General features: G+C 66.2%; 24 protein-coding genes. 13 read left to right on the forward strand and 11 right to left on the reverse strand.

Features of this window, described 5'->3' with window-relative positions:
* Window positions 1-63: 63 nt before the first annotated feature.
* The 4 genes from secF to BSZ36_RS07065 all read left to right on the forward strand — a co-directional run bounded on the left by secF (window position 64) and on the right by BSZ36_RS07065 (window position 4322).
* Window positions 64-999, forward strand: a complete 936-nt coding sequence (gene secF, locus BSZ36_RS07050; RefSeq protein ID WP_094547323.1) for a protein translocase subunit SecF — start codon at window positions 64-66, stop codon at window positions 997-999.
* Window positions 1000-1083: 84 nt separating this feature from the next.
* Window positions 1084-1425, forward strand: coding sequence for an STAS domain-containing protein (locus BSZ36_RS07055; protein WP_094547325.1), 342 nt, complete (start codon window positions 1084-1086; stop codon window positions 1423-1425).
* 110 nt (window positions 1426-1535) lie between these two features.
* Window positions 1536-2807 (forward strand): adenylosuccinate synthase, encoded by a 1272-nt coding sequence (locus BSZ36_RS07060; RefSeq protein ID WP_094547328.1) that lies wholly within the window; start codon window positions 1536-1538, stop codon window positions 2805-2807.
* Between the two features lie 141 nt (window positions 2808-2948).
* Window positions 2949-4322, forward strand: coding sequence for a sensor histidine kinase (locus BSZ36_RS07065; protein WP_094547330.1), 1374 nt, complete (start codon window positions 2949-2951; stop codon window positions 4320-4322).
* On the opposite strand, the gene BSZ36_RS07070 is transcribed toward BSZ36_RS07065, so the two are convergent.
* Window positions 4319-5005 (reverse strand): hypothetical protein, encoded by a 687-nt coding sequence (locus BSZ36_RS07070; RefSeq protein ID WP_094547332.1) that lies wholly within the window; start codon window positions 5003-5005, stop codon window positions 4319-4321. The two genes, BSZ36_RS07065 and BSZ36_RS07070, sit on opposite strands and share 4 nt — an antisense overlap.
* Window positions 5002-5841, reverse strand: coding sequence for an SAM hydrolase/SAM-dependent halogenase family protein (locus BSZ36_RS07075; protein ID WP_218827598.1), 840 nt, complete (start codon window positions 5839-5841; stop codon window positions 5002-5004). The genes BSZ36_RS07070 and BSZ36_RS07075 overlap by 4 nt, the downstream gene beginning before the upstream one ends.
* A gap of 75 nt (window positions 5842-5916) precedes the next feature.
* Between BSZ36_RS07075 and BSZ36_RS07080 the strand changes: the two genes are divergently transcribed.
* From BSZ36_RS07080 to BSZ36_RS07090, 3 genes are read left to right on the forward strand one after another with little or no spacing between them, the layout of a single operon-like run.
* Window positions 5917-6501: a GbsR/MarR family transcriptional regulator gene (locus tag BSZ36_RS07080; RefSeq protein ID WP_094547336.1), complete on the forward strand. Its 585-nt coding sequence runs from the start codon at window positions 5917-5919 to the stop codon at window positions 6499-6501.
* The gene (locus tag BSZ36_RS07085; protein WP_094547338.1) at window positions 6498-6878 is read left to right on the forward strand and encodes a YraN family protein; all 381 of its coding nucleotides are present in this window, start codon (window positions 6498-6500) and stop codon (window positions 6876-6878) included. Before BSZ36_RS07080 ends, BSZ36_RS07085 begins: the two co-directional genes overlap by 4 nt.
* Window positions 6878-7900: an isoaspartyl peptidase/L-asparaginase family protein gene (locus BSZ36_RS07090; RefSeq protein ID WP_094547340.1), complete on the forward strand. Its 1023-nt coding sequence runs from the start codon at window positions 6878-6880 to the stop codon at window positions 7898-7900. Before BSZ36_RS07085 ends, BSZ36_RS07090 begins: the two co-directional genes overlap by 1 nt.
* 38 nt (window positions 7901-7938) lie before the next feature.
* On the opposite strand, the gene BSZ36_RS07095 is transcribed toward BSZ36_RS07090, so the two are convergent.
* The 3 genes from BSZ36_RS07095 to BSZ36_RS07105 all read right to left on the reverse strand — a co-directional run bounded on the left by BSZ36_RS07095 (window position 7939) and on the right by BSZ36_RS07105 (window position 12668).
* On the reverse strand, window positions 7939-9342 hold the full coding sequence (locus BSZ36_RS07095; RefSeq protein WP_179271065.1) for a SpoIID/LytB domain-containing protein: 1404 nt from the start codon (window positions 9340-9342) through the stop codon (window positions 7939-7941).
* A 93-nt stretch (window positions 9343-9435) separates the two neighbouring features.
* A complete protein-coding gene (locus BSZ36_RS07100; RefSeq protein ID WP_094547344.1) occupies window positions 9436-10233 on the reverse strand; it encodes a LytR/AlgR family response regulator transcription factor in 798 nt (265 codons plus the stop codon).
* Window positions 10233-12668 (reverse strand): histidine kinase, encoded by a 2436-nt coding sequence (locus BSZ36_RS07105; protein ID WP_143536796.1) that lies wholly within the window; start codon window positions 12666-12668, stop codon window positions 10233-10235. The genes BSZ36_RS07100 and BSZ36_RS07105 overlap by 1 nt, the downstream gene beginning before the upstream one ends.
* 128 nt (window positions 12669-12796) lie before the next feature.
* Here BSZ36_RS07105 and BSZ36_RS07110 point away from each other — a divergent pair, with 128 nt between their 5' ends.
* Window positions 12797-13612, forward strand: a complete 816-nt coding sequence (locus BSZ36_RS07110) for a TatD family hydrolase (protein WP_094547348.1) — start codon at window positions 12797-12799, stop codon at window positions 13610-13612.
* Here BSZ36_RS07110 and BSZ36_RS18875 read toward each other — a convergent pair.
* The 3 genes from BSZ36_RS18875 to pruA are packed head-to-tail and all read right to left on the reverse strand — an operon-like array spanning window position 13609 to window position 15983.
* Window positions 13609-13830, reverse strand: coding sequence for a hypothetical protein (locus BSZ36_RS18875; protein WP_143536797.1), 222 nt, complete (start codon window positions 13828-13830; stop codon window positions 13609-13611). The genes BSZ36_RS07110 and BSZ36_RS18875 overlap by 4 nt on opposite strands.
* Complete coding sequence (locus BSZ36_RS07115; protein ID WP_143536798.1) at window positions 13827-14297, reverse strand: hypothetical protein; 471 nt, start codon at window positions 14295-14297, stop codon at window positions 13827-13829. The genes BSZ36_RS18875 and BSZ36_RS07115 overlap by 4 nt, the downstream gene beginning before the upstream one ends.
* Window positions 14298-14342: 45 nt before the next feature.
* Window positions 14343-15983, reverse strand: a complete 1641-nt coding sequence (pruA, locus tag BSZ36_RS07120; protein WP_094547353.1) for an L-glutamate gamma-semialdehyde dehydrogenase — start codon at window positions 15981-15983, stop codon at window positions 14343-14345.
* A 209-nt stretch (window positions 15984-16192) separates the two neighbouring features.
* On the opposite strand from pruA, the gene BSZ36_RS07125 reads away from it, so the two are divergent.
* The 5 genes from BSZ36_RS07125 to BSZ36_RS07145 all read left to right on the forward strand — a co-directional run bounded on the left by BSZ36_RS07125 (window position 16193) and on the right by BSZ36_RS07145 (window position 20378).
* Window positions 16193-17470, forward strand: a complete 1278-nt coding sequence (locus BSZ36_RS07125) for an ABC transporter permease (RefSeq protein WP_094547355.1) — start codon at window positions 16193-16195, stop codon at window positions 17468-17470.
* 105 nt (window positions 17471-17575) lie between these two features.
* The gene (locus tag BSZ36_RS07130; protein WP_094547357.1) at window positions 17576-18052 is read left to right on the forward strand and encodes a redoxin domain-containing protein; all 477 of its coding nucleotides are present in this window, start codon (window positions 17576-17578) and stop codon (window positions 18050-18052) included.
* Entirely contained in the window at window positions 18049-18537 is a 489-nt protein-coding gene (locus BSZ36_RS07135; protein ID WP_094547359.1) for a molybdopterin synthase catalytic subunit, read from the forward strand. Before BSZ36_RS07130 ends, BSZ36_RS07135 begins: the two co-directional genes overlap by 4 nt.
* Entirely contained in the window at window positions 18534-19523 is a 990-nt protein-coding gene (gene pta, locus BSZ36_RS07140) for a phosphate acetyltransferase (RefSeq protein ID WP_094547361.1), read from the forward strand. Before BSZ36_RS07135 ends, pta begins: the two co-directional genes overlap by 4 nt.
* 42 nt (window positions 19524-19565) lie before the next feature.
* Complete coding sequence (locus BSZ36_RS07145; protein ID WP_094547363.1) at window positions 19566-20378, forward strand: nitrilase-related carbon-nitrogen hydrolase; 813 nt, start codon at window positions 19566-19568, stop codon at window positions 20376-20378.
* On the opposite strand, the gene BSZ36_RS07150 is transcribed toward BSZ36_RS07145, so the two are convergent.
* The 3 genes from BSZ36_RS07150 to BSZ36_RS07160 are packed head-to-tail and all read right to left on the reverse strand — an operon-like array spanning window position 20366 to window position 23217.
* The gene (locus BSZ36_RS07150; protein WP_179271248.1) at window positions 20366-21304 is read right to left on the reverse strand and encodes a phosphoribosylaminoimidazolesuccinocarboxamide synthase; all 939 of its coding nucleotides are present in this window, start codon (window positions 21302-21304) and stop codon (window positions 20366-20368) included. The two genes, BSZ36_RS07145 and BSZ36_RS07150, sit on opposite strands and share 13 nt — an antisense overlap.
* Window positions 21305-21309: 5 nt before the next feature.
* Entirely contained in the window at window positions 21310-22338 is a 1029-nt protein-coding gene (locus BSZ36_RS07155) for a LacI family DNA-binding transcriptional regulator (protein ID WP_094547367.1), read from the reverse strand.
* Window positions 22339-22365: 27 nt separating this feature from the next.
* On the reverse strand, window positions 22366-23217 hold the full coding sequence (locus BSZ36_RS07160) for a bifunctional hydroxymethylpyrimidine kinase/phosphomethylpyrimidine kinase (protein ID WP_179271066.1): 852 nt from the start codon (window positions 23215-23217) through the stop codon (window positions 22366-22368).
* Window positions 23218-23292: the final 75 nt, after the last annotated feature.

Genomic DNA, 23292 nt, shown 5'->3' on the forward strand with positions numbered 1-23292 from the left:
ATCCATTCGCCGGGCCTCTGGCGGGACCGATACCGCAACCGACCAACCGAATCCAACTGAACCATGCGCATTTTCGAATCCGTCCAATACGACTTCTGGGGCAAGCGTCGCCTCGGCCTCATCATCTCCAGCACGCTGATCGTCATCGCGCTGATCTCGCTCGTCTATCCCGGCCTCGAAGCCGGCATCGACTTCAAGGGCGGAACGGAGGTCGTGGTCGAGACCCAGACCGCGATCCCGCCGACCGAGGCCCGTGCCGCTCTGAACTCCGTCCTGGGTGAAGGCACCGAGGTCAAGCAGTACGGCGACGCCACCGAGCTCCTGATCCGCACGAGCACGGACACCGGCGACGCCAGCGAGATCACGAACTCAATCCAGACCACCCTCGCGAGCAGCTTCGCGGGCTCCCAGCCCAACATCATCCGTACGGATGCCGTCGGTCCCCGCTTCGCGGAGGACCTTCAGCGCGGCGCGATGCTCGCCGTGTTCGGGTCGCTCTTCGTGATCCTCCTGTACATCTTTATCCGCTTCGACTGGCGCTTCGCGCTGGGCGCCGTGGCGGCCCTCGCGCACGACGTCATCATCGTGCTCGGCCTCTTCGCGCTCGTGCACGACCTCACGCCGGTTACGCTGATGATCGACCAGACCATCATCGCAGCGCTGCTGACCATCGTCGGCTACTCGATCAACGATACTGTGGTCGTGTTCGACCGCGTGCGCGAGTTCGCCAACCTGTTCAAGACCGAGCCGTTCGAGTCGGTGGCCAACCGCGCGATCAGCAGCACGCTGTCCCGCACGTTCCTGACCAGCTTCACGACGATCCTCGTGGTGTTCGTGCTGTTCATCTTCGGCGGTGAGGTGCTGCGCGGCTTCTCGCTGTCGCTCATCATCGGCATCCTCGTGGGTACGTACTCCTCGGTCTTCGTCGCCACGCCGCTCGTGGTGCTCCTCCGCGAGCGCTTCGGCGCGGGCGTTCCGAAGCTCGCCTCGGCCCGCTAGCCTCTAGCGGTCAGGCTCCGGCGCCAGAGGCCCGTGTTGCCTCTGGCGCCGTAGGTTCGGACGCCTTCCCCCTCTCTCTCCGCCATGCAGATCCAGACCTCCGAACACGACGGCGTCGCCGTCCTCTCTCTCGCCGGCGATGCCATGGGCGGCCCGGACGGGTCCGTTCTGCACGAGGAACTGCGGACGCTCCGCGCAAGCGGCCAGAAAGACATCGTCGTCGACCTCGAGGGCGTCGAGCGGATGAACTCGTCCGGCCTCGGGATGCTGATCGGCGCGCTCACCATCGTGCGCAACGCCGGGGGAGACCTCCGGCTCGCGAACGTGCACGAGCGCGTAACGCAGCTCCTCACCGTGACCAAACTGCTCGGCGTGTTCTCCATCCACGACAGCGTGGCGGACGCCGCCGCCGCTTTTAGCGCTTAGCGCTGACGCGCTTCGCCAGAGGCGCGCGAATCTGACGGCCTCTGGCGCGCGTCTGTGCCGAGGCTCCACTGGGGCGCGGTCGTCGTGCTCCGGACACCACACTGCTCAAGATGCCCGTAACCATCGTGATCGGCGCCCAATGGGGCGACGAAGGAAAAGGAAAAGTCGTCGACCTTATCGCGCCAGAGGTGGACATCGTCGCCCGCTACCAGGGGGGCGCCAATGCGGGACACACCATCAAGTGGGAGGACAAGACGTTCGTCCTGCACCTGATCCCGTCCGGCATTTTCCACGAAGGGACGGAGTGTGTGATCGGCAACGGCGTCGTGATCGACCCGGTCGCGCTGATGGCGGAGATCCGCCAGGTGGAAGCTCTCGGCTTCCAGGTGGAGGGTCGGCTGCACATCTCCCATACGGCGCACGTCATCATGCCGTACCACAAGCGTCTGGACCAGGCTAAGGAGAAGTACCGCGACGCGGGCGCGATCGGCACGACGGGGCGGGGAATCGGCCCGGCGTACGTGGACAAGTTCGCGCGCAACGGTATCCGAGTCGTGGACCTCTTGGACAAGGACACCCTCCGCGCCAAGCTCGAATCCGCCCTGGAGGAAAAGAACGACCTCCTCGCGAAGGTGTATGGCGCCGAGCGGATCGACGTGGACGAGATGGTCAACGAGTACGTGGACTTCGACCGCCGCATCGACCCGTTCGTGACTGACACGACCGCGCTGTTGCACCGCGCGCTCGCAGACGGCAAGCGCATCCTCGCCGAGGGCGCGCAGGGCTCGCTCCTCGATGTAGACCACGGGACGTACCCGTTCGTCACCTCCAGCCACCCGACCGCTGGCGGCTGCTGCACCGGTCTCGGTGTTCCGCCGACGTCGGTGGACCGCGTGATCGGCATCGTGAAGGCGTACTCCACGCGCGTCGGCAACGGGCCGTTTCCGACGGAGCTGGAAGACGAGACCGGCGAGCAGCTCCGGGCCACAGGCCAGGAGTTCGGCGCCACGACGGGCCGGCCACGCCGCTGCGGCTGGCTGGACCTCGTCGCGCTGTCCTACGCCACGCGCGTTAACGGCTTTACCGACCTCGCCGTGACCAAGCTGGACGTGCTGGCCGGTATCGACGAGCTGAAGGTCTGCACCGCCTACAAGATCGGCGACAAGATCACTGACCGGTTCCCGCTCGACCTTGACACCCTCGACCGGGTGGAGCCGGTCTACGAAACGCTCCCCGGCTTCGGCTCCATTGACGCGGCCTCGACCATGGACGCGCTCCCGCAAGAGGCCCGCGACTACCTCCAGTTCATCGAGGACCGCCTCGGCGTCCGCATCTCCACCGTCGGCACGGGCCCGAAGCGCTCGGAGACGATCGAGGTGTAACGCCTCTGGCGCGAGAGGCTCGTCATCACGGCCGGCCGTCTCGCGCGGAAGTAGGCCTCTGGCGCTGGCATCCCGCCAGAGGCTTGGTGCGGCGACCGGACGCCAGAGGTGCGACCTTGGGCCTTCTCCACCTCAGTGCACGTGCAGGCGTACCGGACGGGAACCAAGCTCAAGCTCGGGCTGATCGTGGCGGCGGTCGCCATCGCGGCGGTCTCGCTGCTGTTCACGTGGCGGCTGGCGGATCGGCTGCAGGCGCAGGACGAGGCAGCGGTTGAGCTGTGGGCGCGCGCGATCGAGTTCCAGGCGCGGATCTCCTTCCAGGGCAACCCGGTCGCGGAGGAGCTTGCCGCGCTGGACAGCGCCGTGGCCTCTGGCGCGCTACGCGTGGACCCCGAGCGCGCCGAGGCGTTGCGGCAGGCGCTGGCGTGGGCCGAAGCGCAACCAGGAGGCGAAGGACTGGACTTCGTGTTCGGCGAGATCATTCAGCCCGGACGGTTCTCCGTGCCGGCGATTATCACCGACTCGTTGCTCGGCGTCGCCACGCTCTCACGCAACGTGGAGGTCGATTCCTCGCGCGGTCCCGAGGCGGTGCAGGCCGAGCTTCTGGCGCGAGTTGGCGAAATGGACGCGGACCACGAACCCATCCGGTTCGAGTACCTGCCCGGCCAGGTCCAGTTCGTCCACTACGAGGAAAGCGACCTCGCGCGGCTGATCCGCGCGTTCCCGGCCGTTCAACTCGCGGTCGTAGGCCTGTTCGTGCTCGTCGGCTACCTGGGGTTCAGCTACGTGCGCCGTAGCGAGCAGTCCATGCTGTGGGTGGGCATGGCAAAGGAGGCCGCGCACCAACTGGGCACGCCGCTATCGAGCATGATCGGCTGGATTGAACTGCTCAGGCTGGGCGATGCCGCGCCGACCGATACCATCGCGGACGAGTTGGAAGAGGACGTCGACCGCCTGAAGCGCGTCGCGGACCGGTTCGAGAAAATCGGCTCGATGCCTGCGCTGGATACCGTTGCATTGGGACCCGTTCTGCACCGCGTGGGGGACTACATGCGGAGGCGCCTGCCGCGCTCTGGCGCCGCCATCGACCTGCGCGTTGAGGTCGATCCAGCCTTAGAGGCGCGGCTCAACCCGGAGCTGTTCGAGTGGGTTGTCGAGAACCTCCTCAAGAACGCGCTGGACGCGATGGAAGGCGGCGGTGAGATCGTCGTGACGGCGACGCGCGAGGGGCCTCTTGTCGCGGTTTACGTGCGCGACACAGGCAAAGGCATGGACCGCGCGACGGCCCGGCACGTATTCCGTCCAGGGTTCTCTACCAAGAGGCGGGGCTGGGGGCTCGGACTTAGCCTCTCGCGTCGGATCGTCGAGGCGTACCACGGAGGTCGGCTGGAAGTCGCCTCCTCGCGTCCGGGCGTGGGGACCACGTTCCGGATCACGATGAACGCCCCCACGGGCACACAGCGCTCGCCAGAGGCCTCTGGCGAGCAGGCCGAGGAGTCCGCCTTGCGCGGTTAAAGCTCGGCGCGACGGACGCTCTGCAGCAGTTGCTCGACGGCGGCTTCACCGGGAGCGACAGCCGAGAAGATGGTGGAGCGGCGGCGCCACGACACGACGTATGAGCCGTCCACGCGCCGGCTATCGACCGGCTCCGGCTCGGCGAGGCGCGCGTACGCCTCTGGCGCGAGGCGAAGAACGCCTAGCTCGGCGGCCTCGTCCAGCAGGATGTAGTCGTACATGAAGACGACGACGGTTGAGTTGTTCGCCCCGTCGTAGCGAAACGCCGGGACCTCGACGCCAGAGCCCAGTTCGGCCGGGCCGACGCCGATTAGGTCGAAGCCATCCAGCTCGGGCGGGAACAGAGACAACCCGAACTGCTCTAGCAGGAAGGTCGACGCCTGGTCCGGGTCGTCCGTGATCTCCATGGGTCGGAACTCCGGCGCTACCTGCACGGCTAAGCGGTAGAGGTCCGGCTCCTCGGCGGCGGGCTCGCGGTTGACCCAGAACCACACGCTGACAACGCCGAGGATGAGGAACACCAGCCCAGCGAGCCAAGACCACGAAACGCCTTCGGAAGCCTCTGGCGCGGTGCTCCGCTCCTGAACCCGGTCGAACGCGGAAACGGGTTGGGGTGCAATCGGCTCGTCGGGTGTTGGATCGGTGTCCACGGGGGGCGTATCGTCGGCAGGGGGGACGTTCATCCGATCTCGGTGAGGCGGCGAGCGCGCGTGGGCTGGGAATCAAAGACGAGGCGGACGGCGGTGCCTCGGTTGAGCGAGAGAAGCGTAGAGGCGTTGCCGCGGTTGACACCCACCTCTAGAGAGCCGCTGCTCCCGAAAACGGCCACGGGCTCGGTATCGGTCACGTCCCCGTAGGACGCGTTCATGCCGCGGATGATGGTGCTCCCGGCGTAGACGCTCACGTCCCTACCGGCGCGGTGCGCGTCCACCGTCTCGCGAGGGATGTTCGTGATGCAGTTGCCGTAGCGGTCCACGTGCACTACCCACCCCTCGACGCCTTGCTCGTCGGCGCGAGGCAGGGCCCACCGCAGCGTGGCGATTTCCTCCGTCGGCGTGCCCACGTCGCGGAGCGGTACGCCAGAGGCGAGGTGCGAGGCGACAGGCGCAAAGATGTCCCGGCCGTGGAACGTCTCGCTCGCTCGCGTGCTCCGCCAGCGGTTCGGCTGGTCCAGTACAACGGTTCGCACGGGCGGGTCGTCGGTGATCAGCGAGAGCAAACCGTTGTCTGGCCCTACGAAGATGTGCTCGCGGTCGGAGCCAGGCGGGTGGAAGCGCGCCGCCAGAGGCCGCCGGGAGCCTCCCGTGCCGGGATCGACCACGCCGAGGTGGATCGTGCCTTCCGGGAAGTGCCCGATGGCTTGCCGCATCACGAACGCCGCCCCCATCACATCTTGGGGCGGGACCTCGTGCGTCACGTCGACAAACCGGACCTCTGGCGCGACGCTGAGCATCGCGCCTTTGATTGCAGCCACGTAGCCGTCCTGAGTGCCGAAATCCGTCGTAAGGGTGACGATCACGTCATGCGAGGTCAGATGTGCGAAGATACACGTCTCGGAATCGGCCGACCGGGCAGGAGTATCTTGGTTTCAACCATGAGTGAAACCCCAACGACCGCCGCCAACCCCACCGACTCCCGCCACGCGGAGGCGGTGGACGAGTTCGTGCGCCTCTGGGGCGAGATGGCCTCTCAGTGGGGAATCAACCGCACGATGGCCCTCATCCACGCGCTTCTCTTCGCCTCCAGCGATCCGCTGGACACCGACGAGATCATGGAGCGCCTCGGCATCAGCCGCGGCAACGCGAACATGAACCTCCGCGCGCTTCTGGATTGGGAGCTGGTGCGCAAGACGCACAAGTCCGGCAGCCGGAAGGACTACTACGAGGCCGAGCAGGACGTCTGGAAGTTCACCACCAAGATCATCGAGGAGCGCCAGAGGCGCGAAATCGCGCCGGTGCAGCGCGCCCTCGCCGACGTCGCCGCCGACCTCCGGGCCTCTGGCGAGGTCTCCGAAGGGGAGTCCTCGTTTGCTGATCGCATCGACGGCCTCGTGGACGTGATGGAGGTGTTCGACGGGTTTACTCGCGCCCTGCTCCCCCTTCTCCGCGGCCGACGCGCCGACGAAGTCCAGAAGATCATCAAGTTCGCCATGCGCCTCCGTAGCTCGAAAGACTCGTGACATCCTCAGAACTTGGACGAGAAGGCGAACGCATCGCCGCGGACTTCCTCACCGCTAGAGGCCATCGCATCATGGACCAGAACTACCGGTTCGGTCGCGAGGAGATCGACATCGTGAGCTTTGAGCCGACGCCGGCCGACGACGGCGGCGAGATCGTGTTCGTCGAGGTCAAGGCCCGACGCGGGACCGGCTTCGGGCGTCCGGAGGATGCTGTGGGCGAGGCCAAGCAGAAGGCGATTCGCCGCGTGGCCGAGGCGTGGCTGCACGAGCGCAAGCTGTTCCCCTCGCCCGTCCGCTTCGACGTGATCGCGGTGCTCTTCGACAAGGGTGAGCCTACCGTCGAGCACTTCGAGAACGCCTTCGGTTATTTCGGCTGATGGACTGGGGCGACGCGCACCTTCCGGTCTGCTCGGGTTCGACGCCTCTGGCGGGACCGTCTCTCCTCATCCACGGAGGCGCGTGGGCCATTCCCGATGACGAGATTCCGGCGCACCTCGACGGACTGAACCGCGCGCTCGCCAGAGGCCGTCAGTTGTTGGAGCGCGGCGAATCGGCATTGCGTGTGGTGGTGGGTGTCGTGACCGTCTTGGAATCGCACCCCGCGTTCGATGCGGGGGTGGGCGCCGTGCTGGACCGCGACGGACGGCCGCAGCTGGACGCTGGGGTAATGGACGGCAGTTCGCTCGCGTGGGGCGCCGTAGCGGGCGTTCGGACCGTCGCAAACCCGGTTCAGCTCGCTTCCCATCTGGTCCACTCCAGCGGCCAGGCGCGGTTCATGGTGGGCGAAGGCGCCGAGCGGTTCGCGGCTGAGGCCGGGATGCCGCACGTCGAGCCTGAGCGACTCATCGTGGCGCGGGAGCGCGAGCGATTCGAAGCGCTCCGCGCGAGCAATTCCTTCCACACCAGCGATGCGTTTTCGGGCGCTTCGGGCGGTCGTTCGGCCTCTGGCGCGAGTGGTGTGGATTCCGCACCGCGCGGAACGGTCGGCTGTGTTGCGCTCGACGCTAGAGGCCAGTTGGCCGCTGCAACGTCGACGGGCGGAGCGCCCTACACGCGCCCAGGCCGCGTGGGAGACAGCCCCATCGTAGGCTCGGGGTTCTGGGCCGACACCTCGGCTGCGCTGTCGGCCACAGGCTGGGGCGAGGCCATCTCGACGGTCCAACTGTGTGCCCGAACGGCCGACGCCATCGCAAGCGGCGCTGCACCGGCGGAGGCCTCTGGCGCGCGCCTCACTCAGATGCGGGAGCAGATCCGGTGGCCTGGCGCGTCGCCCGCTACAGGCGGACTGATCTCGCTAAGCGCCTCTGGCGTGGGCGGGTGGGCGTTTACGACCCCGCGCATGGCTCGCGGCGGCTGGACGCCCGAAGGCGGTGCGTGGGCATGTGTCGAGCGCGAGTAGCAGGTACCTGAGTCGACGCGACTCTGTCGGACCGTCGCTTACCAGCCCGTTCGGACCGTGGAGTCCGGTGATGCCTCCTGACGGGCCTGGGCGCGAGGCGTCGGGCGCGAGCGAACGCGGGAGCCGTTGGGTAGCGCGTCCCGGACGACCCACGCGGGACGCGTGTCGACCTCGCGCGGAACCGTAACCGGCGTCGGCGCCGGAGGAAGCTGGGGCTCGATGCGGGTTTCTGCCTCGGACGTTTCGAGCCCCCACGCGACGGCACGGCGGGTCGGCATCCGACGAAGATCGTCCGGGCGCGACGCCAAAGGCCCGCTGATTGCGCCCTCCTGGGTTTCGAGGTGCGTGCCGACGAAGTAGAACGCAAGGATGTCCTGGTAGCTCGCGCCCGCCCGGGAGTGGCCTCTGGCGCCGTACTGGCTCATCCCCACACCGTGCCCGAAGCCGCGTCCTGTAAACGTGTAGCGTCCACCCGAGAGCTGGATGTCCAGATGCGTGCTCTTGATCGTTCTCCAGCCCAGCGACGCGTTTACCGCGGCGCGGAACTGCGAGCCCGTAATGGTGCGGCCGGAGGGGCGAAGCTCCACCTGTACGGCCCGGCCGGATGGCGAGCGCTCCACGACGGTGATGCCGGTTGTGCCTCTGGCGTAGCGCGAGAGCGCGCCGTGGACGCGAGAGGCGTCGGCGGTGGCGGTCCAGCGGTGGTCGGGCGCGTCGGCGTCGTACGGGTCGGGGCGCCCGCGGAGATAGGGGACGGGGGCGGTGTTCCACACCGCCTCGTTGTTGGCGGTGTGTCCGCCAGAGGACGAACTGTAGACCGCTTCGACGACTTCGGTACCGTACTTGAGGATCTGGCCTGCCGTCTCCTCGGCCGCGCGGCGCGAGACGTCGGTGACGGATTGGGTCCCGCGGTACACCTGCGAGCGCTGGCTGTCTTCGACGTCGTACCCGGCGTGGTCTCCCTTGTGGCGGATGGCGTAAGTCCGAGCTAAAACGGCCTGGGCCTTGGCGCCCTCAATCTCAGAGAACGGGTACTCCACCGCGACGACGCTCGCGACGTACGGCTCCATCGGGGCCGCGTTGACGATGCGTAACGATTGGCCGGAGGCCGTGACCGTAAAGCCGCCCAGGTACGTCCGGTCGTTGCTGCCGGCTCGAACGCGCGTCTCGCCAGAGGACGCGAGTTCGACCGTTGAGCCCCGCTCGCGGATGTTTTCGGCTGCCACCTTCACGCCAGAGGCGTCGCGCTCCACGTGGACCACATCGCCGGGATAGGCCTGCGCGATCTCGCGCCCGTCTAGCCGTACAGAAAGGGGCGCGTCAACCGCCGTAAAGCGAGCCGAGGAGCCGTTGCGCCCTTCAAAGAGTCGAACGCGGACCTCTTGCGCCGTCGCCACCGAGGCGGTCGAGAAGAGCAGGAGGGCGAGGCAGAGACGCGTCATCGGGGTAGAAGGGAGTCCGTACGGCATCGGCATCGCGCGCGAGGCCCACAGGTGGTGCCCGACATTGTCGCACCCATGTTACATCCCAAATCCCTATAGGGCGAGACGCTCTTTGAGTTCGCGCGACCGGGCCCGGCTGGCGATGACTTCCTGGCCGCCGTCCAGCACCAATTTGTAACGCCCGGAGAACCACGGAATCATCTCCCGGATCCGATCGATCTGCACGATCGCGCTCCGGTGGATGCGCATAAAGTGGCGCCGATCCAGTCGGCTTTCGAGCGCGTCCAACGTGAACGGCACGATGTGGCGGTCGGTGACCGTCTCGCCAGAGGCCCGGACGTAGAGGTTCGTGATCCCGTCGTTGACCTCGGCCGCGAGAATGGACTCGGCCGAGACCACGATAAGGCGATCACGCGCGGGGACGGAAAGCTGGCGGATGGGCTCCGTTGGGGGCAGGGGCGCCGCACCTCTTGCGTCGCCATCGAGCGTGTCGAGAAGGGTCGCGAGCCGTTCGTCGGCGTCGTCCGTCGCGCGCTCGGCGCGGCCGATGGCGCCTTCGAGGCGTTCGGCGCCGATGGGCTTGAGGAGGTAGTCGATCGCGTTGGCCTCGAACGCTCGGATGGCGTACTCGTCGTAGGCGGTCGTGAACACGATGGCCGGGCGGGCCTCTGGCGTGAGGCGGTCGATCACGTCGAACCCGTCCAAGCCCGGCATCCGCACGTCGAGAAACGCGAGGTCGAACGCGCCGGTCTGAAGCGTCTCAAGGGCTGCCACGCCGTCCTCGGCCTCTTCGATGGGCCCGATGCGCCCGCTCTCCGCCAGAGGCTCCAGCATGCGACGGAGGCGGGATCGAGCGGGGGCTTCGTCGTCGGCGATGAGTACGCGGAGCATTAGTCGAGAGGGGAAGAGGGGAGGTGCAGCGAGGCCGAGGTTCCATCCGGACCGCTCCGGATGACAAGGCGATCCGACGTGCCGTAGATCTGGAGCAGACGGTCGGCCACGTTGGTCAGACCCACACCGTAGAACGGCTCGCGGTCTGCTTTCTCGGGTCCGAACAACGCGGGGATGCCGACGCCCGTATCTGCGACGGTGATCTCGGTCTGCCCCTGCCTCTGGCGAGCGTGCAAGCGTACCGTCCCGCCGCCGCGCTTGGACTCGATGCCGTGCTTGACCGCGTTCTCGACGAGGGTCTGCACCGCGAAGGCTGGGACAGGGGTGTCCAGCGTCGCATCGTCGATGTCGACCTGAACCTCCAGCCGGTCGCCGAACCGCGCCTGCTCGATGGAGAGGTACCGCTCAACGAGCCGCAGTTCGGTCGCCAGAGGCACAAAGCGTTTGCCCGAAGAGGTGAGCACGTCGCGGAACAAGCCGGCGAGCGTCTCGACGGTGGACTCGGCCTGGTCTGGGGATTCAGCGATCAGTGCGGCGATGGTGTTGAGCGCGTTGAAGAGAAAGTGCGGGTTGATCTGCGCGCGGAGGGCCGCCAACTCGGCTTCGGCCGTACGGCGGACGAGCGCGCGTTCGCGCTCCAACAGCGCCAACCGCTCGGATGCTAGCGCGAGCTGTGCTCCCAACGATTTGAGAGCTTCTACCTCTTCTATGTTGTACACGGAAAACCGTCTCTCCTTGCGCCCCAACGCGATAAGTCCTACGGGCTCACCCGCGCTTCCGACGATCGGCACCGCAAGTGCGACGCCGATCTGACGGAGGCGTCCCGCCAGAGGCTCCGGGAGTTGGGTTTCGTCCAACTCCTCGTTTCGCGCCCACACGCCTCTGGCGTCGCGGAAATCCGCCCACGCGCGGTCCAACTCCACAACAGTGAAGTGGGGCGGCTCAGGCCGGAACGCCGAACGCACCCACCTCTCGCCATCGGTCTCACGGAGAAAGACCACAGCCGACCGCGCGAGCAGCGCGGGGCCGACGGTTTCAGCCGTGGCCGTCGCCATCGATTCCACGTCGGGCAGCCGCCGCACGCGTTCGCCGAGCCGGTCCAGGAGAAGCCGTCCTCGCTGTCGTTCCGACCTCACCACGCGTCCGATCAGCCTGCGGACCGGTGGAGCCAGCCAGTCCGCCAGGAGCAGCAGGACGACGGTCCAGAGCCCGAGAGAGACCGGTCCGGCGCCGCGCACGTCGAGGCCGAGCGTGCGCACGAGGACCGAGCCGACCACGACCAGCACGAACACAGCAGAGAGCGCCACGCCGGTTGTGACGCTGCGCGTGAGGAGAGTCCGAAACCGGCCGTACTGAAGTGTGCCGGCCGAGACTAGCAGGACCGGAAGCAGCGAGAACAGCTGAAGCGCCACCACAAACCACCCGACCGCGACTTCGTCTTGAAAGGCTGGCAGCGTGTTGTACACCAGCAGCGCGCCAACAAGAGCGAGCGTCATCACGAACGCGGTCGCAACGCGAATCCACATCGGCGCGGTTGTCACCTCGCCTGAGGCCACGCGCCACTGCCGCCACAGAGAAAACGCGGTCGACGTGGCGACGTACACGCACACGTAGAACAGGATGGGGCCGACAAACGCGTCTGGAGGAAGAGGACCGATGTGGCCCGCGAGGGTGGCGGTAAGCACGCCGGCGCTCAAAACCGCCGGCGGCACCCAGACGAGCCAGCGGACGCCGCGGCTGGCCAAAGACGAAAACCGATCGTCGAGGAGCGTCCGGCGAAAGAGCAGAGCCGGGAAAGCGATCCAGCCGGCGAGCGCGAGGAGGGTGAGCGCGTCAAAAGCGCCAGAGGCCAGGCTTCCTGAGAGGGAGGGGGGGCCGAAAAGCGTCACCCAGAGGTGCCGCGCGAGGTTGCCGCCCACCCAAACGATGGCGGCGCTGATCAGCGTGGCCGCGCCTCTGGCGCGTTGCGCGCGCCTCGCCAGCGGCAGGACGCTGAGGAGGGCGAGAACGTGGAGAAGGGTGGCGAGGGCGAAGCCCCAGCCCGTGGCGCTCCAAAGCGCGGGGCTGAGCGCGTAGAGGAACGTGGGGTCTCTGGCGACGGGAATCTCCAAGAGGAGCGTCTCATTCTCACGAAGTGCCGTTATTGCAAGTACAACTCCTGTCGCTCGTTCGATCGATCTCTCAACGTCGACGGCCTGGAAATAGGTCTGGAAATCGAGTTCGATCAGCCGGTCGCCGTCGCGCAACCCCGCTGCGTAAGCCGATCCCGAGGGGAACACGTAAGCCGAGACGATCCCTTCCTCCGTATCCACCCACCGCACGCCTACCGAGCCACGCGGCGGCGTTTCGTCCAGCTGGATGCCCAACGTTCGGGAGTACTCCCACCACGACGCTCCAAGCTGCGCCAGAGGCAGCAGGGCGAGAACGGACGCCACGGCTACCAGGAGCCGGACGCGCCATCGCGGCCGAAGGGGTGGGTCTTTTCGCGTCACCACCCAAGGTAGAACCACTTGCGCCTGCCTCGTGCTCGCCGCTGGCGCCAGAGGCGCGGTAGGTTCGGGCTATGCTGATCGATACCCACGCTCACCTCTACCTGTCCCAGTTCGACGCCGACCGTGACGACGTGCTCGACCGCGCCGAGAAACTCGGCGTCGGCTTGGTCTTGATGCCAGCGGTTGATGCGGCATCCTCGCGTGAGGCGTTGGCACTCGCCAGAGGCGACCGCCGGTTGCGCGCGATGGCTGGCGTCCACCCGAGCTACGTGCACGAGATGGCCTCTGGCGATCTCGAGGCTATCCAAAGCCTCGCGCACGAAGACGAGATCATTGCCGTAGGCGAGACCGGACTGGACTACTACTGGTCGCGCGATCACGTCGATGCGCAGCACGCCAGCCTCCGGGAGCACGCGCTCATCGCGATGGAGACAGGCAAACCCCTCGTGCTCCACAACCGCGACAAGCAAGGATCGGACGACTGCTCCAGAGACTTGCTCCACATCCTCCGACAGGCAAAGGGCGAAAATGAGGGGACGCTCCGCGGCGTGTTCCACTGCTTCTCCGGCCCGGCGTGGTTGGCGCCAGAGGTCCTCGACCTCGGCTTCCACATCGGTCTGGGCGGAACGCTCACGTTCAAAAACGGCGGCGTCCCGGAGTCCATCGCAGACGTGCCGCTCGACTGGATCGTGCTCGAAACCGATGCGCCCTACCTCGCGCCTTCGCCCAACCGGGGCAAGCGGAACGAGCCTGCATGGACGCGTTGGGTCGCTGAAAAGCTCGCGGACCTACGCGGTTTGCCTCTTGCGGAGATCGAGGCCATCACGACGCAGAACGCCATCGAACTGTTCGGGCTCAGCGGCGCGCCTCTGGCGTCAGAGTCCTAGTCGAAGTCCGAGCAGGACATGAAGTAGTGGCACCGCGAGCACCGCCGTTTGCAGCGTTCGTTGTGTAACGTGCCCCCACAGTTGGGACAGTGGTCCCACGGATTCGCTGTCCCCGCCGCCGGTGTGGGCTCGGGCGGTGCGCCAGAGGCCTCTGGCGTGGGATCGGGAAACTCCAGCGGGAGCGTGGCGAGGTCGGCGGGGCGGGAGCGTGGGTTCATGCCCAGGAGATGGTCTGCCCCTCAATCTCGGCGATGCGCGCGGCGTCTGCCAGCGCGCGGTGGACGTGCTCGAAGTCCGGCCAGTCCTCCGGGCGCAACGTGGTCACGTCGTCCCCGATGCCGACGACGAGGCCTTCGCGCCGCGGGAGAACGGAATGCACCGGCATGAGGACAACGGGGCCGTCGCCAGAGGCCTCCCAGACCGAGGGCAGCGCGGCACGGCCGCCCTCGATGATGGCTTCGGCGGGGCGCTTTTGAACCGTGTACAGCCCGGCCGACGCAGCCACCGCGTAGACGACCGGCACGATGATGAGCAGCGGGCGCAGCACGCTCACGCCCTGCAGAACAGCCGAGAGCGACGCCACCATCAGGATCAGGAATCCGATGGCGACCGGCCCAGATTGCGCTCGGGCCGCGACGAGCGCGCGTGACGCGTCGCCGGGATGATGGATGCTCCGATACGTCACGTAGGGTGCGCCTCTGGCGAGTCGTCCCCGCCAGAGGCGGAGAGGTTAGGCCTCGTCGTTCTGATGGAACGGGTAGGCAAAGTGCTTCGGCGAGACGAAGTTCTCCTTGATCGAGCGCAGGCTGGTCCACCGGAGCAGGTTCAACATGCTTCCGGCCTTGTCGTTCGTGCCGGAGCCTCTGGCGCCACCAAACGGCTGCTGGCCCACGACCGCGCCGGTCGGCTTGTCGTTGATGTAGAAGTTGCCGGCGGCTTCTGCGAGCTTGTCGGCGGCGTGCGCGATCACGCGGCGATCCTGGGCGAAGACGGCGCCCGTGAGCGCGTACGGGCTCGTGCTATCCACGAGCTCCAGCACCTCGTCAAAGGACTGGCTCTTGGGAGCGACGTAGACCGAGGCGACGGGGCCGAAGATCTCTTCCTCCATCGTCTGGTAACGCGGGTCCTCGGCCACAAGAACGGTCGGGTCCACGAAGTAGCCCGTTTCGTCGCTGTACGTGCCGCCTGCGATGACGTCGACGCCAGAGGCCTTCTGGGCGCGGTCGATGTAACCGGTGATCTTGGCGAAGGCCCGATCGTCGATCACGGCGTTGACGAAGTTGGAGAAGTCCTGCGGCGCACCAACCGTGATCTCATCCAATTGCGACAGCAGCGACTCCTTGACGGCCGGCCACAGGCTTTCCGGCAGGTACACGCGGCTGGCCGCTGAGCACTTCTGGCCCTGGTACTCGAACGACCCGCGCACGATGGCCGTCGCGACGGCGTCCGCGTTCGCGCTCTCGTGCGCCACGATAAAGTCCTTGCCGCCGGTTTCGCCCACGATGCGCGGGTACGTGCGGTAGTGATCGAGATTGGAGCCGACCGTGTGCCAGAGGTGCTGAAACGTCTTCGTCGAGCCCGTGAAGTGGAGCCCCGCGAGGTGCTCGCTCGCTATCACCGGATCGCCCACGTCGGCGCCCTCACCGGGAAGCATCTGGATCACGCCTGGCGGCAACCCGGCCTCTTCGAACAACTCGACGATCACCTGCGCCGAGAGCATCTGGGTCGGCGCGGGCTTCCACACGACCGTGTTGCCCATCATCGCGGGAGCCGCGCACAGGTTGGCCGCGATGGAGGTGAAGTTGAACGGCGAGACCGCGAACACGAAGCCTTCCAGGCCGCGGTACTCGGTGCGGTTCCAAATTCCGGGGTCGCTTACGGGCTGGTCCTCATAGAGCCCACGCATGAAGTGGACGTTGAAGCGGAAAAAGTCCACCATCTCCGCCGCGGCGTCGATCTCCGCCTGGAAGACGTTTTTGGACTGGCCCAGCATCGTGGACGCGTTCATGCGGTCGCGGAAGGGACCGGCCAAGAGTTCGGCCGCCTTGAGGAAAACCGCGGCGCGGTCGGTCCATGCCATTCGGCTCCAATCGTGCCGGGCGTCCAGAGCGCCCTGGATGGCGGCTTCGACGTCCTCCTTGCGCGCGTTGTGGACCGTTGCGAGCTCGTGCTGGTGATCGTGCGGCTCCACGACCGAGACGGTCCGGCCGGTCTCCACGGTTTTGCCGTTGATGTACGGCAGGATCTCCCGGTGCTCGGCGCCCATGCGCGCCACCTCGGCGCGGAGCGACGCGCGCTCGGGAGAGCCGGGCGCGTAGGACTTGACGGGCTCGTTGACGGGGGCGGGCGGCCTGGCGATGGCGTTGTTCATCGGGCGGGAGTGCAGGTTCAGAAAGGGCTTCCGGCAAGATACCAGGCTCGCCTCTGGCGGCGGCTGCGATCGCGATTCTGGACCCCGAGTTCGTCGGAGTCTGTTCGTGCGCCTCTGGCGCCAGAGGCCGTCCTGGGCCGGATCGGGCGGCGCTCACACGCCGGGCCTCTGGCGGGGCGATCTTGCGCCCTCGCCCACACCACGCTGCATTGATCGGCCCTTTCGAGCGCACCCTCGCCTTCCGCTACTTCCGTGGCGCCAGAGGCCGCAACGAGCGGCGCGCGTTTTTGCGCTTCGTGACCATCGCGGCGGTCGGCGGCGTGGCCGTTGGCGTAGGGGCGCTCCTGCTCGCGATGATGATCGTGCGGGGGTTCGAGCGTGAGATCGAGTCCAAGATCGTGGGGTTCGGGCAGCACGTGCAGGTGGACAGCTACCTGGGAGAGCCGCTGGAGGACTCCGAGACGCTCCAGGCCCGTTTGGGCGAGATGGAGGGCGTGGAACGGGTCACGCCGGTGGTCCTGGACTTCTCGTTGCTTCGCGCCAAGCCGGCACAAGTGGACGGCCAGACGACCAAGCCCGCCATTGAGGGCGTACTACTGTGGGGGACGCCGCCCGACGGACAGCCGTTTATCGCGGACAAGATGGAGCGCGGCGCGTTCGACTTCTCGCTCGACGCCAGAGGCCGTGAGGGGGTCGTGATCGGGATGCGCCTTTCTGAACTCCTGGGTGTCCAGGTCGGTGACGGCGTGACGGTGTTTGCGACGCGGACGGCGCGGCAAACGGGAGCGTTCGGCTCGCGCCCCAAGGTGAAGAGCTTCTACGTCGCAGGCATCTACGAGACGGGCCTGGCGGACTTCGACGAGCGGTTCGTCTACACAGACATCGACCGCGCACGGGACCTCCTGGGGTACACCCGCGATCAGGTCACGCGGATCGACGTGACACTGGACGACCTGGAGAGCAGCCCGGAGATGGCGAACCGTATTGCGGCCGAGATCGGCCCACCCGTGTATGCCCGTTCGGTGTACGACGTGTACCGGGGCCTTTTCGCGTGGGTGGACCTCCAGGCGAGCATCGTGCCGCTAGTGATCTCGACGCTGGTGATCGTGGCCGCGTTCAACATCATCGGCACGCTGCTGATGGTGGTGTTGGAGAAGACGCGGGAGATCGGGACCGTTCTCGCGATGGGCGCCAGCCGAGCCTCCGTGCGACGGCTGTTCCTCATCCTAGGCGCGCTTGTCGGCGCCTCCGGCGCGTTCATAGGCGCCGGACTGGCGCTCTTGTTCGGCCTCGCCGAGAAGCGGTGGGAGTTCATCCCGCTCCCGCAAGAGGCCTACTACCTCAGCGCGGCGCCCATCGAGCTCCGCGTGTTCGACTTCGTGTGGGTTACCGTTGCCGCCATCGTTCTGTGCACGCTCGCGGCGTACCTCCCGGCGCGCGCGGCCTCGCGCATCGAGCCCATCCGCACCATCCGGTTCGGCGGATAGGCCTCTGGCGCTGGAGAGAGGTGGAGGGTCAGCGCGCGGCGCGTGGTCGAGGGCGAACCCGTGCGAGGGCGGGGCGTACCGAGCGCTCATCCCCATCCCAACCCGATGCCTCTCTCTTCTGGCGATACCGCCCCCGACTTCACGCTCTACGACAGCGACACCCAGCCGTTCAACCTGAGCGACGAACTCTCCGACGGCCCTGTAGTGCTGCTCTTCTTCCCCGGAGCGTTCACCAGCGTGTGCACCAACGAACTCGACACGGTCGGCAACGACCTCGGGGAGTACGCAGGCGCCCAGGTGGTCGGCGTCTCGACGGACTCGCCGTTCGCGCTCGCGGAGTTCAAAAAGGTCCACGACTTCCCCTTCCGCCTTCTTTCGGACCACGACGGCAGCGTCTCGGCGGACTACGGCACGAAGTACGACAACGACTTCACGCCGATGAAGCTGGACCGCATCGCCAAGCGCTCCGCGTTCGTGATCGATCGGGATCAGAACATCCGCTACGCCGAGGTCTTGGACAACGCGGGTGAGATGCCCAACCTCGACGCGGTCAAGAAAACCGTCGGCGAGGTCGCTGCATGACACCGCCGACAGACACGCCCATCTGGACGGGTCTGATCACGCCAGAGGCCGACGGACTGGCCTCTGGCGTGTTGCCCGTTCAACGCGCCCTAGACTTCCTCGTCCCTGCGGGCGGGGCGCCAGAAGCCGGAACGGTTGGCGGCACGTGCCTCTTCCTGGGCACGACCCGTCGGTGGACGGGCAACGTTGAAACTCCGCTCCTGAGCTATCAGGCGTACACCGAGATGGCCGCGCGCGAACTCGACCGCCTGGCTTTGCGCGCGATGGACCAGTGGGCCTTGGCGCGAGTCGTCGTTCTCCACCGCTTAGGAGACGTGCCCTCGCCAGAGGCCAGCGTTCTCTGCGCGGCCTCCGCCGCTCACCGCGACGCCGCATTCGCAGCCTGCCGGTGGCTGATCGACACGCTCAAGGAGGACGTCCCCATCTGGAAACAAGAATCCGACGCCAGCGGCTCGACCGCTTGGGTCAACCCATTAGAGACATGATCCCGTTTATCGCCGACCTCCGCGCCCGCGCTGCAAAGCTGAACACTAAGATTGCGCTCCCTGAGGGCCACGATGTCCGCACCATCCGCGCTGCGGCGGAAATGGTCAACACGGGCCTGTGCCGTCCTGTCGTTCTCGGGAAGAGGGGGGAGGTCGAAGCCGCTGCGCAAGAGGCGGGTGTGCCTTTGGCGACGTTCGCGACGCTCGATCCGTCTGACAGCCCCAACGTGCAAGCGTATGCGCAGATGTGGTTTCAGCGCCGCAAGCACAAAGGGCTCACGTACGAGCAAGCGCGCGAGGACGTACTCGATCCTCTGCTCTGGGGCGACCTCATGGTGCTCGCGGGGGACGCGGATGGCTGCGTTGCAGGTGCGGACACGTCTTCCGCTGACGTAGTGCGTACGGCGATTCAGGCGCTCGGAGTGGCCGAAGGGTCTGCGCTGGTGTCGTCTCTGTTTTTGATGGTGCTGCCCGACGGGCGCCCCCTCACGTATGCGGATTGTGGCGTCGTCCCGCAACCCGACGCGGCCCAACTCGCCGGAATCGGCGTCGACGCTGCTCGCAACCACCGCTTCCTGACGGGGCAAGAGCCGAGAGTCGCGTTCCTCTCGTTCTCGACCAAGGGGTCGGCGGACCACCCAGACGTGGACAAGGTGAGGGAGGCGGTGTCTATCGCCAGAGGCCTCGCGCCAGACATTGCGATGGACGGGGAGTTCCAGTTCGACGCAGCGTTCGTCCCGAGTGTGGCACAACGGAAGGCGCCCGACAGCTCGATACAGGGAGATGCCAACGTGTTTGTGTTTCCCGACCTTGACGCAGGCAACATCGCGTACAAGATCACGCAACGGTTGGGAGGGGCTGAGGCCTTTGGGCCGATCCTACAGGGCGTCGCGAAGGCAGCGAACGACTTGTCGAGAGGGGCTGACGCGGACGACATCGTCAACGTCGCGGCGATTACAGCGCTCCAGGCTCAGTCCAATCAATAAGCCGTTATTGCAATTTGTCAATTACCGAGACTAAAAGCTGCAATGATCCCAACTCAAATCGCCGTTCTCCAGTTCGCCCCTGAGAAGGGTGAGGTTCAGTCTAATCTCGACCGAGTAGGGGAGATGCTCGATGGACTCAACGCGGACCTTGTCGTGCTTCCAGAGCTGTTTGCATCGGGCTACTTTTTTAACTCCACCGAGCAAGCCCACAACTTGTCGGAGTCCGCGACGGACGGCCCCACCGTGTCACGCATGTGCGAGTGGGCTGCTGCGACTGGCGCCACGATCGTAGGAGGACTTCCCGAGCGAGACGGCGACCTGTTCTACAACAGCGCTGTGGTGGTGACGCCACGCGGGTGGCTGGGCACGTACCGGAAGACGCACCTCTTCTACGAGGAAACGCTTCACTTCACACCCGGTGATACAGGGTTCCAGGTGTGGACCGTCACGGATCGGAACAACAGGAGCTACCGATTGGGCGCGATGGTATGCTTCGATTGGTTCTTCCCAGAATCGGCTCGTGCGCTTGCGCTGAAGGGAGCTGACGTGATCGCGCACCCTTCGAATCTGGTACTCGCGCACTGCCCGCGCTCAATGCCCATTCGAGCGCTCGAAAACCACGTGTTCACTGCGACGGCGAACCGAACGGGCCGAGAGTCCAACGGACGCGAAACGTTGGAGTTTATCGGCCAGAGCCTAATCTGCTCTCCCAGTGCTGAAACACTCGCGTCCGCCAGCGGCCAGGAAGAAGGCGTCTTTACTGTTCGTATCGATCCCCGCCAGGCTCGCCAGAGGCAGATCAACCCATACAATGACCTCCACGTGGACCGGAGGCCAGAGCTTTACGCCAGCTGAGAGACCGCGGCTGCAATGCGGGCCTCTGGCGTCGGACTGGTGTCCGGCTCGAACGGACGACCTGTAACGGTCTCGTACAGCTCGATGTATCGGCCCGTCACGTCGCGCACAAACTCCGGCGTCATGTCGGGCAGCGTTTGTCCGTCTTTGCCCTGGAAGCCGTTGGACATTAGCCACTCGCGCACAAACTCTTTCGAGAGCTGGCGCTGCGGCTCGCCAGAGGCCAAACGGTCCTCGTAGCCGTCGGCGTAGTAGTAGCGGGATGAGTCCGGCGTGTGGATCTCGTCGATGACGAGGAGCCGACCGTCTGGGGCTCGGCCAAACTCGTACTTCGTGTCGACGAGCAACAGGCCGCGTTCGGCGGCCATCTCCGTACCGCGGTCGAAAAGTGCCAGCGCGAGGTCAGCCGCGTGCTGAAGCGTGTCCGTATCCAGGAGGCCTCTGGCGACGATGTCGTGCCGCGAGATGTCTTCGTCGTGGCCTTCTTCCGCTTTGGTCGCCGGAGTCAGGATCGGCGTAGGCAACCGCTCGCTCTCACGGAGCCCTTCTGGTAGTCGTTCTCCGCAGAGCACCCGTTCGCCAGAGGCGTACACCCGGGCCGCGTGCCCCGCGAGGTAGCCGCGGACCACGAACTCAATCGGGAGCGGCTCGCAGGCGATTGCGACGGTGACGTTGGGGTCTGGTACGGAGAGCAGCGCATTGGGAGCTACATCAGACGTGCGCTCAAAGAAATAAGCCGCGAGACCGTTGAGCACCTGTCCCTTGAGAGGGATCGCCTGGCGCAGCACGTGATCGAACGCCGAGATGCGATCCGTCGTGACGAGAATCATCCGTCCATCGCTCAGGCGATAGGTGTCGCGGACTTTGCCCTGGCGCCGCGTTCCGATGGAGAGGTGCGTTTCCGCCAGAGGCGGAGGTAGCGGGATCTCGGTCACGGGGCTTTCGTCGTGGAGCGGCGGGAGACAAGTTCGAGTTCGATCTCGGTGTTCAGCTTCTCGCCCGAGCCAGACGAGGCCATCCGCGCGACGAGGCGCTCGGCTGCGCGGCGACCGGTGTCCTGCATCTTCTGATCGACCGTGGTCAAGTCAAGAAAGCGGCTCAGCTTGAGGTTGTCGTAGCCCATGATGGATACCTCTCGCGGGACGCGGATGCCGTTGTCTCGCGCGTAGGACCACGCGCCAAAGGCCTGCACGTCTGATGCCGCGAAGACGGCGGTTGGCCGGTTGTCCAGCGCCATCAGCTTGGCCATCGCCTCAGCGCCGGCCTCTTCCGAGAACCCGGCGTGCTTGAGCGTCGCCCCCCGTACGACAAGCGAGGGGTCGAACGGGATGCCAGCAGCCTCAAGGGCCGCCGTGTATCCGGACAGCCTGGGTTCTGCGGCCTGGCTCCAAGGGTGAGCTGAGATCAGCGCGATGCGCGTGTGACCGAGCCCGATCAAGTGCTCAACCGCTAAGCGTGCGCCTCTGGCGTCGTCCCACCAGATCGAGTCGAAGGCGGGGTCTTTCGCGCCCAACAGGACTACGGGACCCTGCATCCTCTGGAGCGACGTGCGGACCTCAGTGCTTGGAGGCAACGACGTCAGCAGGAGGCCGCCTACGGCACCCCGGCTAAGAAAGCGCTCCAGTGACGCCTCCGGATCTACCGATCCGAGGTTGCAAAGCATGAGGTCCGTATCTCCGACCTCGCGCAGCACGTCCTTGATACCCTTCAGGATCTCGACGAAAAACAGCGAGGTAAACGAGGGCATCGCGACGGCAATGCCTGGCGACTCCTTCGATGCCAGCGAGCGCGCCATGCGTTGCGGCTGGAACTGGAGCCGGTCGATCGCATCGCGAACACGTTGCCGCGTCGTGTCAGAGACCTCGCTGGAGTTGTTGAGGACACGAGAGACGGTCGAGATGGCGACGCCAGCGGCGTCCGCAACGTCGTAGATCGTCGTCCGGGAAGAGGAGGGGGACATGCCGGGCGTCGGAACGTGAGACCGAAGCTACGTACCCGAGGTGCCCTCGCGGAGACGCCAGGCGTAGTTGAGCGCGGGTTCGCCTCCAGCGATCGGTGTGGCGTGCCTTGTGGCCTCCACCGTTTCCCGAACCGCGGCCTGAAGCGCCACTTCGATTGAGTCTCCTTGAGACAACCGCGTTACAGCTGTTATTGCAAACAACGACTCCCTACCAATCGGTGCAGCCTGCGAAGGGACCTCAAAGAGAGCGAAGTCCTCTCCGTCGAAGTAGAGGTACGACGCCAGAGGCGAAGCCGCAGAGTCGCCGCCTGGGTCGTCGGCGGCATCGTAGAAACGGGCAGGGAGGACGCCACAGTCGATCAGGACGCCTTTCGCACCACGGTTCGAAAACCGCTGAGCGGCCACTTGCGCATCATCCAATGAGGTGATCTCGCCGCCTGTCACCAGTTCCGCGTCCTGACGAGACACGAGAACCAGATCCGCGACCGCGAGATGCTCCGCCACAACGTCGATGCCACGAGCAGGCAGCACGGTCTCGCCACTGGGGCCAGACGCCACCAGCTCCAACACAACGGGCACATCGACGCCAGAGGCCCATTCGAGAACGGCTTTGGCATTCCGGTCGGAGCCCAGGATCCCGATTCGGACTCCTGCGATGTCAACCGCCTGGTGGACGTGTTCAAGCTGGGAGTACACCGTATCCACCGGGACCTCGGTCAGATCGGTCACGGCATCGTGCGAGGCGACGACAATCGCGGTGCAGATCGTCACGGGCGTAAAGCCTCTGGCGCGAGAGGCCAGGATGTCGGACGCGAGGCCGCGCTCAGAACCGGTGTAGAGGGCGCCGATGCACAGGATCGGCTGGAGGGAGTCTGTCATTCGTCGGGGTAATGGGGAAAATGTAAGCGCTTCCCGCCAGAGGCTGTCGCCTCTATCTTCGCGCATCTGCACCTG

The organism is Rubricoccus marinus, from assembly GCF_002257665.1.
GTDB classification, from domain to species: Bacteria; Bacteroidota; Rhodothermia; order Rhodothermales; family Rubricoccaceae; genus Rubricoccus; species Rubricoccus marinus.